At 59.0% G+C, this 13,480-nt stretch carries 13 protein-coding genes; 12 read left to right on the forward strand and 1 reads right to left on the reverse strand.

Annotated elements, in window-relative coordinates; translation table 11 throughout:
• Positions 1 to 75 precede the first annotated feature (75 nt).
• Positions 76 to 1,224: an ABC transporter substrate-binding protein gene (locus tag PverR02_RS09885; RefSeq protein ID WP_079443220.1), complete on the reverse strand. Its 1,149-nt coding sequence runs from the start codon at positions 1,222 to 1,224 to the stop codon at positions 76 to 78.
• A gap of 681 nt (positions 1,225 to 1,905) precedes the next feature.
• On the opposite strand from PverR02_RS09885, the gene PverR02_RS09890 reads away from it, so the two are divergent.
• The 12 genes from PverR02_RS09890 (at position 1,906) to PverR02_RS09945 (ending at position 13,467) form a co-directional block, all read left to right on the forward strand.
• Positions 1,906 to 3,027, forward strand: a complete 1,122-nt coding sequence (locus PverR02_RS09890) for an amidase (protein WP_079443221.1) — start codon at positions 1,906 to 1,908, stop codon at positions 3,025 to 3,027.
• 14 nt (positions 3,028 to 3,041) lie between these two features.
• Positions 3,042 to 4,214 carry an indole-3-acetate monooxygenase gene (gene iacA / locus PverR02_RS09895; protein ID WP_017846865.1) on the forward strand — a complete coding sequence of 391 codons (1,173 nt, stop codon included), beginning with the start codon at positions 3,042 to 3,044 and terminating at the stop codon, positions 4,212 to 4,214.
• Positions 4,215 to 4,233: 19 nt separating this feature from the next.
• Positions 4,234 to 4,596: a hypothetical protein gene (locus PverR02_RS09900; protein WP_017846866.1), complete on the forward strand. Its 363-nt coding sequence runs from the start codon at positions 4,234 to 4,236 to the stop codon at positions 4,594 to 4,596.
• A 5-nt stretch (positions 4,597 to 4,601) separates the two neighbouring features.
• Positions 4,602 to 5,135: a nuclear transport factor 2 family protein gene (locus PverR02_RS09905; RefSeq protein WP_169885625.1), complete on the forward strand. Its 534-nt coding sequence runs from the start codon at positions 4,602 to 4,604 to the stop codon at positions 5,133 to 5,135.
• A gap of 56 nt (positions 5,136 to 5,191) precedes the next feature.
• Positions 5,192 to 6,457 carry an aromatic ring-hydroxylating oxygenase subunit alpha gene (locus tag PverR02_RS09910; RefSeq protein WP_226926277.1) on the forward strand — a complete coding sequence of 422 codons (1,266 nt, stop codon included), beginning with the start codon at positions 5,192 to 5,194 and terminating at the stop codon, positions 6,455 to 6,457.
• A gap of 27 nt (positions 6,458 to 6,484) precedes the next feature.
• A complete protein-coding gene (locus PverR02_RS09915; RefSeq protein ID WP_017846869.1) occupies positions 6,485 to 6,961 on the forward strand; it encodes an aromatic-ring-hydroxylating dioxygenase subunit beta in 477 nt (158 codons plus the stop codon).
• Between the two features lie 10 nt (positions 6,962 to 6,971).
• Positions 6,972 to 7,712 carry an SDR family NAD(P)-dependent oxidoreductase gene (locus PverR02_RS09920; protein ID WP_017846870.1) on the forward strand — a complete coding sequence of 247 codons (741 nt, stop codon included), beginning with the start codon at positions 6,972 to 6,974 and terminating at the stop codon, positions 7,710 to 7,712.
• A gap of 78 nt (positions 7,713 to 7,790) precedes the next feature.
• A complete protein-coding gene (locus PverR02_RS09925; protein ID WP_079443222.1) occupies positions 7,791 to 8,750 on the forward strand; it encodes a PDR/VanB family oxidoreductase in 960 nt (319 codons plus the stop codon).
• A 12-nt stretch (positions 8,751 to 8,762) separates the two neighbouring features.
• Positions 8,763 to 9,263, forward strand: a complete 501-nt coding sequence (locus tag PverR02_RS09930; protein WP_026140007.1) for a flavin reductase — start codon at positions 8,763 to 8,765, stop codon at positions 9,261 to 9,263.
• Between the two features lie 201 nt (positions 9,264 to 9,464).
• A complete protein-coding gene (locus PverR02_RS09935; RefSeq protein ID WP_079443223.1) occupies positions 9,465 to 10,718 on the forward strand; it encodes an OprD family outer membrane porin in 1,254 nt (417 codons plus the stop codon).
• A 152-nt stretch (positions 10,719 to 10,870) separates the two neighbouring features.
• Positions 10,871 to 12,172, forward strand: coding sequence for an MFS transporter (locus tag PverR02_RS09940; protein ID WP_052743417.1), 1,302 nt, complete (start codon positions 10,871 to 10,873; stop codon positions 12,170 to 12,172).
• A 95-nt stretch (positions 12,173 to 12,267) separates the two neighbouring features.
• A complete protein-coding gene (locus PverR02_RS09945; protein WP_017846875.1) occupies positions 12,268 to 13,467 on the forward strand; it encodes an alpha-hydroxy acid oxidase in 1,200 nt (399 codons plus the stop codon).
• Positions 13,468 to 13,480 lie beyond the last annotated feature (13 nt).

The following is a 13,480-nucleotide window of genomic DNA, read 5'->3' on the forward strand; positions in this document are numbered from 1 at the left end:
GCCAAGAAGGCAGGTAGTGGTCTGGCGTCTAACGTACGGTCGGTGCCAGGCACCGGCTAAGGCGTGGCTGCTGTGTTACTTGAGCAGCACCCATTTACCGTCCTTGACGGTGATCAGCTCGCGGCCGCGTTTGTCGAAACCGCTGTGATCTTCAGGACTCATGTTGTACACGCCCTGGGTCGCAGCCAGCTCATGGGTCTGTTCCAGTGCATCGCGCAGTGCCGAACGGAACTCGGCGGTACCTGGTTTGCCTTTTTGCAACGCGGTGGGAATGGCGTGCTCCAGCAGCAAACCGGCATCGTAGACATTGGCGCCGAATGTCGCTGGCGCGCTGCCATTTAGCTGGGTGTAATCATTGATGTATTTGCGCGCCACACTCTTGGATGGATGATCGTCCGGTACTTCATCAATCACCAGCATCAGGCTGGCTGCAAGGATGGTGCCTTCGACCTTGCGCCCGCCCAGTTGCAGGAACGGCGGGAGAGCCGCGCCATGGGTCTGGTAGACCTGGCCCTTGTAACCCTGGTCGAACAGGGTGGTCTGCGGCAGCACGGCCGAGCTACCCGGTGCGGCGACCAGTACGGCGTCCGGTTTGGCCATGAGGATCTTCAGGCTCTGGCCGGTGGTGGATGTGTCCTGACGCTGGAAGCGCTCGTTGGCGACGATTTTTATCCCGTTCTTTTCGGCCAGGGCCGTCATGACTTTGCCCCAGTTCTCACCATAGGGGTCGGCGGTGCCGATCAGGCCGAGTGTCTTCACGCCGGTCTTGACCATGTGCTCGACCAGCGCTTGGGCGATCAGGTCATCGTTCTGGGTGGTCTTGAATACCCATTTTTTTTGCTCCGTCATCGGTAGTACCACGGCGGCGCTTCCGGTTGGGGCGAGCATTGGCGTGCCCGACTCGGCAGCAAATTGAATCACCCCCATGGCATTGGGCGAGCCACTTGGGCCGATGATTGCGTCGACATGTTCTTCGTCGATCAGTTTCTTGAACGCCTTCACCGAGGCCGTCGGGTCGCTACCGTCGTCCAGCGAAATGTAGGTGATGTTCTGGTCGCCGACTTTCTTCGGCATGAGCGCCACGCTGTTCTTCTGAGGGATACCGACCAGTGCGATAGGCCCGGTCGAAGAGGTGACGACACCGACTTTTACATCTGCCTGAGCCGCCATCGACGCGCAGAGCGCACTTAACATCAGGGTGGACACAGCTTTCTTGAACAGCATGTCGTGCTCCAGGGTGCAAGGCTAATAAGCGGGCTGAGTTGCGGTACCTATGGGGTATCCGCATAGCCTCTCGTAATGCGCTTGGTGATATTCACCGGCGAAAGCATCACCGCCTGACAGCGGTCGGCGTGCTAGCGACGAATTTGCAGATTGCATGCCAGAACTTGAGCTGCACCAGTAGTGCACACACCTCGCTCATCTCCCCTCTCGACTAAAAAAGCCGGCGATCGGCAATCGTCGTTGGTCAGTCGCATCGTCAGTAAAAACAGCGATTTAAGTGATTTTTTTTCTGCTTTTTATGGCTAAAAATGTATGCAAAGAGCGTGATTTTTTAAGATTTAAAATGACGAATATTTTTTTTCGACAGGTGTTTTCTTGAGCCTTTTTTCTGTTCAAAAATCAACCTGGTAACACTTGTCTGATTGCTGTTGACTCGAATTTGTATGTGTAGCTTATTGTTTTATATGAATTTATTTTTATTTATCGATGATGGGATGAACCTTTGGTAAAGCGTTACCAATCTGCACGTTACTGGTGCGATTCATGGAAATTCGCACCAAATCCGATCGATATTATTAAGTACAATTCAATTGACAATTCACGTAATTATGGCGATTTTAGATTTAGCGAATCGGCGGCCTCGTGCTCGCCACGCCAACAACGTTCGAGAAGGTAGACGGTATGACAATGGTGATCGAGCAAATGAAGGTAGGGGGTACTGGCCTGAAGGTGATGGTGAAGGACACCATCGATATTTCTGGCTATCCGACCCGCGCGTCCAGTAGGGCGCTACAGGATGTCGGTCCAGCTACGCAGAACGCCGCCGTGGTCGATGCCCTGTTTGATGGTGATTGCCAGGTTGTCGGCAAGACCGTTCTGCATGAGCTTGCCTATGGCACTACCGGCATCAACCATTACGCCGGTACTGCCGAGAATCCGCGATATCCCGGACGTATTCCTGGCGGCTCCTCCAGTGGCTCTGCGGCGGCCGTCGCTGCTGGGCTCTGTGATTTTTCCCTGGGCACCGATACCGGTGGGTCTGTGCGCATTCCTGCGTGCTGTTGCGGTGTGTTCGGCTTTAAGCCTACGTTCGGCCGCATTGATCGTCGGGGGGTGATGCCCGCGCAGAGCAGCCTGGATTGCGTCGGCCCCTTCGCGAGCCGCTTGTCCCTGCTGATTGAGTCGATGCACATCATTGATCCTTCGTTCAAGCCATTACCGGAAGTCTCAGACATTTGTCTCGGTGTGGTCTCGGTGCAGGCATCGAGTGAGGTGCAGCGCGCTATCGACGCCGTGCTTCATGCCACCAACCTGACGCTCGGCAATGTACAGCTCAATAGCATGCAGGCTGCCTATGATGCCGGCATGGTGGTGATCAACCGCGAGACCTGGAATGCCTGCGGGCATCTACTCGATACCGGCTTGGTCGCCCCGGATGTCGCCGGTCGCTTGCAGGCAGCCGGGCAGACCAGCGATGACGCGCTGGCCGCCGCCGAACGAGTGCGCACCACGTTTACCGCCGAGGTAGATGCCGCCCTTGAGCGTTTTCCGGTTTTGGTCCTGCCGACTATGCCTGACTACCCATTGCGTCTCGAGGACGCGGCAGACACCCGTGCGGTGCTGGGGATGACCGCGTTCGTGAGGCCTTTCAATCTTTCTGGTCATCCGGCTCTGAGCATTCCCTTTGAAGGGGAATCCGGTTTGCCGGTCGGCCTGCAACTTATCGCCGCCAAAGGCGCTGACGAACTGCTTTTGGCGGTCGCTGGCGAGTTGTTGCGGCGTCTCGATTCCAACCTTCTCTGATCGTGGATCCTGTCATGACTTCGCTCACCCTGGTCGGCAATACGCCGTCTGCCGCCATTACCGACAATCAGGCCTTTTCGGCATTGTTGGTCGATATCAAAAAACGCGCCCGTAGTGGCGAATTTGACCGCCTTGGCTATATCGCCCAAGACGTGATTGACGCCTTCAAGACGCTGGGGGTTTACCGTGCTCTGGTGCCCCGCCGCTTCGGTGGTGACCAGTGCTCGCCAGGCGAGTTCTGTGCCATGGTCGAAGAGATTTCCAGGGCAGACGGTTCTGCTGGCTGGGTCGCCAGCTTCGGTATGAGCCCGGTCTACCTGGCGTCGCTGCCTTTGGATACCATTCGGCAGGTCTATGCAAATGGCCCCGACGTAGTCTTCGCCGGTGGCATTTTTCCGCCGCAACCAGCCGAGGCCGTGCCAGGTGGCTTCAAGGTCAACGGCCGCTGGAAGTACTCCAGCGGCTGCATGGGGGCTTCACTGGTGGGCGTCGGTATCGCACCAAAAAACGGTGACAAGCTGGACTTGCCGCGCCTTGCGGTAATGCCACAAAGCAAGGTGCGTATCGAGCAGACTTGGGACACCGTCGGCTTGCTCGGTACCGGTAGTCATGACCTGGTGGTCGAGGATGTGGTCGTATCAGAGGAGTGGACGTTCGTGCGCGGTGGCGCGGCCAATCTTGACGAGCCGTTCTTCCGTTACCCCTCGCTGTCGTTCGCCACCCAGGTCCTTTCCGTCGTCGGTCTTGGCGTTGCCCGGGCTGCCTTGGACGAGCTCCGCGATATGGCCGCTGGGCGCATCTCGGTAACCGGTGCGCCGGCTGTGGCCGACAGGCCACTGGCTCAGGTTGAGATCGCTAAGGCTGAGGCTGCGCTGCGTGCGGCTAGAGCTTTCTTCTTCGAATCCATCGAGGACGCCTGGCAAACGGTGTTGCGGGGTGACTCGCTGTCGGTCGAGAAAACCAACCTGCTACGTCTGTCTTCGACCCACGCTACCCGCGTCGCCGCCGAGGTGGCGCGCACCGCGCAGATGCTGTCGGGCATGACCGGCGTCTACAACAGCAGCCCGTTGGCACGCTGTGTGAACGATGCGCAGGTGGTCACCCAGCATGCCTTCATGGGCGACATTACCTACCAGAATGCCGGCGCCGTCTTCTTCGGCAAGCAGCCCTTGCCGGGCTATCTCTGACCCTTATCTGGAGCCAATCATGAGTGAGAAAAAACCACTGCGCGTGCTGTTCTGCATGGGCATCAACCAGAACTTCTTCGATGCGCCGCGCGAGGAGCAACTGGAAGTATGGGGAGCGTTCAGTGCCATGTGGAACGGCATTCACGATCTGCCTGGAGTGACGGTGTTCGGCAACATGGACGATGACCAAAGCATGGTCGGGCCATCCAGCGGATACCCCTGGACCACTTACCTGCTGGCCGATGTGCCGGACATTGAGACTGTACACGCGGCCTGCAACCTGTTCCGAACCACACCGGTGGGCGAAGGCACCTACAAACTGTGGCGTTATGCCAAGGTCGAGGCCCGTACTGGCCGCGAACTGATCATCCAGCGCGCGTGATTGACATGTTGAACGAAGCCCTAATCGCCAATCTCGAAGCGCGTCTCAAGCGCTTCGAGGCCGAGCACGCCATACGCGCCTGTATGAATCGCTACATGGTGCTATGCGATGCCCTCGACGCAAGCACGCAACTGACTGAGCTGGCTGGCCTGTTCACGATCGATGCGGTCTGGGAAGGCAAGGGCGCCAAGTACGCCAACAGCTTCGGCGGCTATCGTGGGCGTGAGGAGATCGGCGCGATGTTCTCCACCTACATGCAGACCCCGGCGCACTTCGCCCTCAACGTGCACTTCCTCACCAGCGAACTGATCGAGGTCGGCACCGACGGCGCATCGGGCAGTTGGGTGATGTTGCAGACCTCAACCTTCGCCAGTGGCGCTTCGCACCTCAATGCCGCGCGGCTGACCGTGCGTTTCGCCGAGGAAAACGGGCAATGGCGCATGGCACATTTCCAGACCGAGAACCTGTTCAGTCGTCCGGTGGATGCCTGGAACAGCGAGGCGGCCTTGCCCGTTCCAAGCCGACCCTCGGCTGAATGAACCAAGACTTTTTAAAGTCGGCCAAACAAACCGACCAGGAGCCAACTGTGAATAACATGATCGATGTCGTGAACCTCGAATGTGATCCCGCCGAACGGGTGCAGGCGGACCGCGTACACACCTCGCTGTACACCGACGCGAAGCTGTTCGATGCCGAGATGGAAAAAATCTTCTACAGCACCTGGGTATGGGTCGCTCACGAGAGCGAAATCCCTGACTCTGGTAGCTACAAGAGTACTTATATCGGCAAGCAGCCGGTGATCGCCGTGCGTGATCGCAAGAAGCAGATCCATGTCCTGCTCAACCGCTGCCGCCACCGTGGTGCCACTGTTTGCGAGCACAAGAAGGGCAAGACCAACAGCTTCGTCTGCCCCTATCACGGTTGGGGCTACGCCCTGGACGGCTCTCTGCGCGGCATTCCGCACCCTGACAGCTACGGCGATTGCCTGGACAAGAGCGAACTGCCACTGGTCAGCCTGCGTACAGAGAGCTACGCCGGGATGGTCTTTGCCACCTTCAAGGACGACATCGAGCCGCTGGTGGACTTCCTCGGTCCAGCTAAAAAATGGATGGATCTGTTCATGAAACAGGGTGCTGGCTATGGCATCAAGGTGCCGGGCGAACACCGCTTCCGCTTCCCGGGCAACTGGAAGATCCAACTGGAAAACACCACGGACGCCTACCACTTTCCGCTGGTTCACAAGTCGTTCCTGCACTCGGTGGATCAGCAGACCATGGACATGCTCGATTTCGTTGATGGCTCAGGCTATGTCGAAGACCTCGGCAACGGCCACAGCGTGATGGTCATGATCCCTGACCTGATCGACCTGGAAGCCAACCTTGATGCACCGATTCCGACCCGCTTTGAAAGCCTGGCCCAGGAGTTGCGTGACGAAGGTATTGAGGACCTTCAGGTCCGCCGCATCGTCCGTGCGGTCGGTGGTTCGGGCTTCAACCTCAATCTGTTTCCCAACGTTGCCTGCTCTATGGCGTTCTTCCGGGTGCTGCAGCCGATCTCGGTCAACGAAACGGAGATCCATCACTCGGTGATCACCATGGATGGTGGCCCGGCAGCCGCCAACCGCTACCGCTTGCGTCTGCATGAGCACTTCCAAGGTCCGATGGGCTTCGGTACGCCGGACGATTCCGAAGCCTGGGAGCGTGTGCAGAAGGGGGCCAATGCTGGCGAAGATCTATGGATCATGCTCAACCGTGGCCTGCCAGGCGAGAAGCCGAGCGAAGACGGACGGATCAGCGACGTGTCAGCCGAAACAGGTATGCGCGCAGCGTACCAGCAGTGGAAAAAAATGATGTCGGCCTGACCGACCAGACCGACGGAGAACGCGAAAATGAATCTGCAATTGCTTCAGGAAGTCACCGCCTTTATCTGGCAGGAAGGCGACATGCTCGATCACAGCGAATACGACGCCTGGTTGGCGCTGTGGGCGCAGAAGGGCACTTACATCATCCCCATCGACCCGTGCGAGGAGGATTTCGAGAACAGCCTGAACTACGCCTATGACGACGCGCACATGCGTGAGCTGCGGGTGCAGCGGCTGATCGGCGGTGAGTCGATCTCGACGACTCCGCGACCGCGTACTGTACGCACCATTTCGCGTTTTCGCGTCCTGTTCAATGACGGCGAGTTTGTCACTGTGCGCTGTGCGCAAAACCTGCGCGAGTTCCGCAAGGACGTGCTCAAGCACTACAGCTCGGACACGGTGTACGAACTGCAACGCAGCGGCGAGAGCTTCAAGATCCAGCGCAAGCTGATCCGGCTGATCAATTCCGACGATACCCTCGCGGGTATCGGCTACATCCTTTGAGGGTTCGGCTATGAAGCAGATCGCACTGGTCACTGGTGCAGCCCAAGGATTGGGCTACGCCATTGCCGCCCGGCTGTTCGCCGCTGGCTACACAGTGGTTATCAGCGACCTTTCCCTGGAACGCGCCCAGGCGGCTGCCGAGGCACTGGATGCCAGTGGTGAGCGGGTGTTGGCGCTCAAACTGGACGTTACCAACAAGGCCGATTTCGAGGCCGCACTGGCCGTTACTCTGGAACGCTTCGGTGCTCTACAGGTACTGGTAAACAATGCGGCAATGACCATGACCACGCCGGTCATGCAGATCAGCCCGGAAGAGTTCGACAGCGTTATGAGCCTCAACACCAGAAGCATCTTTGTCGGCTGCCAGGTATTTGGCACGCACATGGCGGCGGTCGGCTACGGGCGCATCGTCAACATGGCTTCGCTGGCTGGGCAGAACGGTGGCACCGCTACCGGCGCGCACTACGCCGCATCGAAAGGTGCCATCGTCACCCTGACCAAGATTTTCGCCAAAGAGTTGGCCGCAAGCGGTGTGACGGTCAATGCCGTTGCGCCAGGGCCGATCGACTCGCCCATGGTGCATGCAGTGGTATCGCCGGAGCGCATGGGAGGAATGCTCGCCAATATTCCGGTGGGGCGCCTGGGGAATGCGGATTTTCTCGGCGACCTGATCGTGCAACTGGCACGGCCGGAAGCCTATTTCACTACCGGGGCAACCTGGGACGTGAATGGTGGTTTGTTCATGCGCTGAGTTTCAACGAAAACATAATGCGACGGCCGAACCAGCGGCCGCGTTCTTACCTTGACGTCCAATGCGGGTGAGCCCGAGATGATTGAAGAGCTCTTGACGGTGCAGGTGCGCAAGCGCCAGCTCCAGGGCGACGGTGTCGTCGTTCTTGACCTGATTCCGGTGGGTGGCGCCAAGCTGCCGGCCTTTGAAGCCGGTGCCCATGTGGATATCCACATCGCCCCCGGCCTGGTGCGCCAGTACTCGCTGTGCAGCGACCCGGCGGACAGCGCTGTATACCGCCTCGGCGTGCTCAGGGACCCCGCCTCGCGCGGCGGTTCCACGAGTGTGTACGACACGTTGCTAGAAGGGGCAGAGGTGCAGATCAGTGCGCCGCGCAACCTGTTTCCTCTGGCAAGCGAGGCGCGCCGCTCAATCCTTATCGGTGGCGGCATCGGCATCACCCCGATGATCGCCATGGCCTATGCGCTGCATGCCAAAGGCGAGGATTTTGAACTGCATTACTGTGGCCGCTCGCGCAGCCGCAGTGCTTTTCTCGACGAGTTGCAGAGCGCCGCTTTCGCCGAGCGCGTTCACACCCATTTCGACGATGAGGCACCCGCGCAGAAGCTCGACATGGACCGCGTGCTCGGCCAGGCCGAGAGCGGCGTACATGTCTATACCTGCGGCCCGTCCGGATTCATGGACTGGGTGATCGGTGAGTCGGTGAAGCATGGCTATGCCGATGACCATATCCACCGTGAATACTTCCAGATTGAAGTGGACAACAGCGGTGCCAGCTTCGAGGTGGTCGCCGCGCGCAGTGGCAAGACGGTGCAGGTCGCCGAGGGGCAGACGATCCTCGCGGCGCTGGCGGACGTCGGCATCCAGATCGAGATCTCCTGCGAGCAGGGCATCTGCGGTACTTGTCTATGTGATGTGCTTGAAGGCGAGCCGGATCATCGCGACGTGTACCTCACAGAGGATGAGAAGCAGGCCAACGACCAGATCTTGATCTGCTGTTCTCGCGCCAAATCGAAAAAGCTGGTTCTGGATATCTGAGGAGGTAAAGCGATGGTCGATGTAAGCGGATTCCGCAATGCCATGTCCCGACTCGGAGGCGCCGTTTCGGTGATCACCACCGATGGCCCCGCAGGACGTTTTGGCTTCACTGCTTCGGCGGTGTGCAGTGTTACCGATTCACCACCCACTCTGTTGGTGTGTATGAACCGCGCGTCCTCTTCTAACGCGCACTTCAAGCACAACGGTGTGCTTTGCGTGAATGTACTGAGTGCAGACCTGAAGGACATTTCGGGCGTATTCGCCAATCGCGAGCTTGGCTCCGATCAGCGATTTTCCTCGACCGCCTGGACGTCCCTGGAAAGTGGTTCGCCGGTGATGGAGGAGGCCCTGGTCAACTTCGATTGCCGCATCGCTCAAGTTCATGAAGTGGGTTCGCACAGCATTTTTTACTGCGAAGTTCTGCGTATCAAAGAGGGCAGTGCTGAAGAGGGATTGGTGTACTTCAACCGGGCATATCACAAGCTCTGTGACGTATCCAAGGCGCTGTCCTGATGCTGTATTGGTCGTAACTTAAAAATCTTCCAAACCTATAAAACCCCCGACGCTTGCGTGCCGGGGAAGGGCTCTTGTTGCCTGCTTCGCGGATAACTGTGCCGTTCAGAGCACCCCGTGAATTGACTGCCAAGTTATCGATTTTTGTTGATCTGCTCACACCACAACACCCGGCTCGCCGGATAAAAAAAGGAGCGTCACATGTTCCAAAAATCATCACTTGCATGCGTGTTTAAAAGTCTGTGCTTTATCGGTGGGGGCATTGCACCGATAGCCGCACAGGCAGACCTGGTCGACGACAGCCACCTGAAGGTGGACATGAAGAATCTCTATCTGAACCGTGACTTCACCACCAGCGACGCTGTCCAGTCCAAGGTCGGCAACTGGTCCCAGGGCTTCGACCTGCAATTTACGTCTGGCTATACCAATACGCCGATCCAGTTCGGTATGGACGTGGATGCCCAGTACGCTATTCGCCTGGATTCCCATGGCGACGACGGCTCTTTGCCTATGGACTCCAGCAGCGGCCGCGCCTCGGATAACTATGGCCGCGCGGGTGCCACATTAAAGATGAAGTACTCCAGGACCGAACTGAAGGTCGGTGATATGCGACCAGAATTGCCAGTCGCCTGGCACGACCCGAGCCGTCAGCTTGACACGATCTTCCAGGGGGCTGTGGTCGAGTCCAAGGAAATCGACGGTCTTACCCTCACTGGTGGACGTTTCTGGTCAGCGGTTACTCGCGAATCGTCCAACCACGAAAAGTTCTACAAGTACGGCTCCACCGACAACCTCGATAGCGACAAAGGCCTGGACTTCGGCGGTGCGACTTGGAACGTTACCAAGAACTTCCAGGCCAGCTACTTCTATGGCGTGATGCATGACATCTACAAACAGCACTACGTCGGCTTCGCCCACACTGTCGACTTAGGTGGTGACTTCCGTCTGCGTACCGATGCGCGTTACTTCAACAACAAGGAAGACGGTGACGCGTTGAACGGTAAGATCGATAACCGCGCATTCTCCGGCGGCTTCACTCTGACTAAGGGGGGACACAAGGCGAGCATCGTCTATCAGCGCATGTTCGGCGAAAGCATTTTCCCGACGCCCAACGGCTACATCCCGCAGTTCTACCTGCTGAACTGGGCCAACCAGCCATTCATGCGTCCACAAGAACGCTCTTGGGGGCTCGGCTACGGCTACAACTTCGCCGGGCTGGGCTTGCCGGGCCTGGCCTTCAGTAGCCGTTTCATCAAGGGCAGCGACATCGCCCAGGCCGGTCGCCCGGATGGCGCAGAGAATGAGCGCGACCTCGCCGTGAAATATGTGGTGCAGGAGGGGCTGCTAAAAGGCGTAGGCGTGGAGTGGAAGAACTATCTGGTGCAGCAGCGCGACTTCGGTCATGACTTCAGCGAGAACCGCGTCTACGTCACCTACACCTGGAACGTTTTCTAAGAGGCTGCCCGCGATCTGTTTCGAGTCGGTCAGATAGGGTGAAGCTACTTTTGTCTGGCCCTGGCTTGTGAGGTCGTGAGCAGACTCGACGTCGCCCCCTTGCCCGCTTATGGCGAAAACCGTATGCGGGCAGCATGGATGTGGAGTTTTCTATGCATGCTCACTGTGAACAACCCAGGTCGCTGCGCCGCATCGTCGTCGCTTCGGTGTTCGGCAACGCCCTGGAGTGGTACGACTTCTTTCTCTACGGTACCGCCGCTGCCCTGGTGTTCGGTCCGTTGTTCTTCCCGCCCGGCACCGACCCGGTGATCGGCACTCTCGGTGCTTTTGCCGGCTTTGCCGTTGGCTTCGTCGCCAGACCGTTGGGGGGGCTGATATTCGGCCATCTTGGGGATCGCCATGGCCGCAAAAACGCCCTGGTGATCACTCTATCAATGATGGGGGGAGCGACCTTCCTGATGGGCCTGTTGCCGACCTTCGAGCAGGTCGGTTATCTGGCACCGATCTGTTTGGTGATTCTACGCATCGTTCAGGGCATTGCCTCGGGTGGTGAGTGGGGGGGAGGGGTGCTGATGCTCAGCGAGAACGCCCCAGCCAAACGAGTAGGTTTCTACGCGGCATGGAGTCAACTGGGTGTTTCGGGCGGCTTCGTACTCTCTGCCGTAGCTTTCTACCTGGTACAGATGCTGCCTGAACCGGACTTCATGAGTTGGGGTTGGCGCCTGCCGTTCCTGCTCAGCATCTTGATCTTTGGTGTCGGCATCTACATTCGCCGGCGCCTGCCGGAAAGTCGCGAGTTCGAGGCGGCGGTCGCAAAAAATGAGGTTCAGGCGCACCCGCCCGCGCTCCAGGTTCTGCGCGAGCATCCCAAGGCGGTACTGCAGGCTATGGGGCTGCGGGTGGCGGAGAATGGTGGTGCCTACATTTTCCTGTCCTTCTCCATGGCCTATGCCAAGTTCACCGGCCTGTCGACTCAGGTGGTGCTGATCGGGGTGATGCTGGCGATGACCGTGGAGGCCTTCAGCATTCTGTTTTGGGGCTGGCTGTCCGATCGTATCGGCCGGCGTGCGGTGTATGCCATCGGCTCGGTGAGCCTCGCGCTGTTCGCGTTTCCGTTCTTCTGGCTGATGGACACTCACCAGCCGCTGCTGGTGTACCTGGCCTTGTTGCTTGGCCTGCCGTTTAGCCATGCGGCGATGATAGGCACCCAGCCGGCGCTTATGGGCGAGTTGTTCCCCACCCATGTGCGCTACACCGGCCTGGCCATGGGGCATGAGATCGCCTCGATCTTTGCCGGCGGTCTGGCGCCTCTGGCTGCTACGGCGCTGTTCGCCGTTTACCGCGATGCCTGGCCGGTATCGCTGATGCTGGTGTTCTTCAGCGTGATCACGACACTGACTCTACTCAGCATCAGCCGTAATCGCCCATATGCCATGCAGGAGGCAAGCGCCTAGTGTTCTTTTATGGAGTTCCTGCTCCTTTGCCCGGGTCGCTCTCCCGAGCTTTTTTACCGTTGGACGATACCGTAGGTATCGCTGAGGATCGAAACATGCGTCGTTATTACCGCGGTACCGACTTGAGTCGCGTCCATAGCATTGCTGAGTTGGCAACGCTGGCCTGCCAGCGTCTGCCCCATTTCGTCTGGGAGTACCTGGCCGGCGGCGCCGAGGATGAGCTGACCTTGCAGCGCAATCGCCAGGCCTATGTCGAAGTCGGCCTGCAGCAGCGCGCGTTAGTACCTTGCCATGTACCAGGTACCGCCCGCACGCTCTTCGGCAAGTCGGCTGCATTGCCGCTGCTGATCGGTCCCACTGGCTACAACGGCATGTTGCACCGTGATGCGGATATTCACTTGGCGCGAGCCGCGACCGCGCGAGGCGTGCCTTTCTGTCTGAGTACTGTGGCCAATGCCGCACTGGAGACGATCGTTCGCCAGGTGCCTGGCGTCGATTTGTGGTTCCAGCTCTACGCCATGCGCGATGCGAGCATTCAGGCTAGCCTCCTGGCACGCGCTAGGGAGGCCGGTGTCAGTACCCTATTGTTGACCTGCGATGCGATGGTGCTGGGCAATCGCGAGTGGGACCGGCGCAACTTCGTGCGGCCCCGCCAGCTCAGCCTGCGCAACAAGCTGCAGGTGCTGCGCCACCCACGTTGGTTGCGTCAGGTGATGTGGCCCCATGGCTTGCCATCGATGGGGAACCTCGACCCTTACCTGCCTGAAGACGAACGCACGGCTCTGGGCTCGATGCAATTTATCGGTGAGCAGATGGATACGCTCCTCGATTGGGACGCCCTGGCTTGCGTGCGTGACCAGTGGGCCGGGCAGTTGCTGCTCAAGGGCGTGTTGCACCCGGCAGATGCCGAGCGCGCCATTGCCCTCGGGTTGGATGGTGTGGTGATCAGCAATCACGGTGGGCGGCAGTTGGACGGCGCGGCGAGCGGACTCGATGCCCTACGCCTGATCGCACCGTTGGCCCGTGGCCGCCTGACACTGCTGCTCGATGGCGGCATCCGCCGAGGTAGCGACATCGTCAAGGCCCTGGCTCTGGGGGCCGATGCCGTGCTGCTAGGGCGAGCCAGCCTATATGGCGTCGCGGTCGCGGGAGAGGCCGGCACGGCTCGTGCGCTCGACCTGCTCGCAGAGGAGCTGCGACGTACACTCAACCTGATGGGCTGCCCTGACATAGATGACCTCTCGGCCGAATGGCTGACCTTCAACATGCGGCCCGCCGTTGTGCGGGCCTACTGACCGATTGGAGTAC

The organism is Pseudomonas veronii, from assembly GCF_002028325.1.
Lineage (GTDB): Bacteria > Pseudomonadota > Gammaproteobacteria > Pseudomonadales > Pseudomonadaceae > Aquipseudomonas > Aquipseudomonas veronii.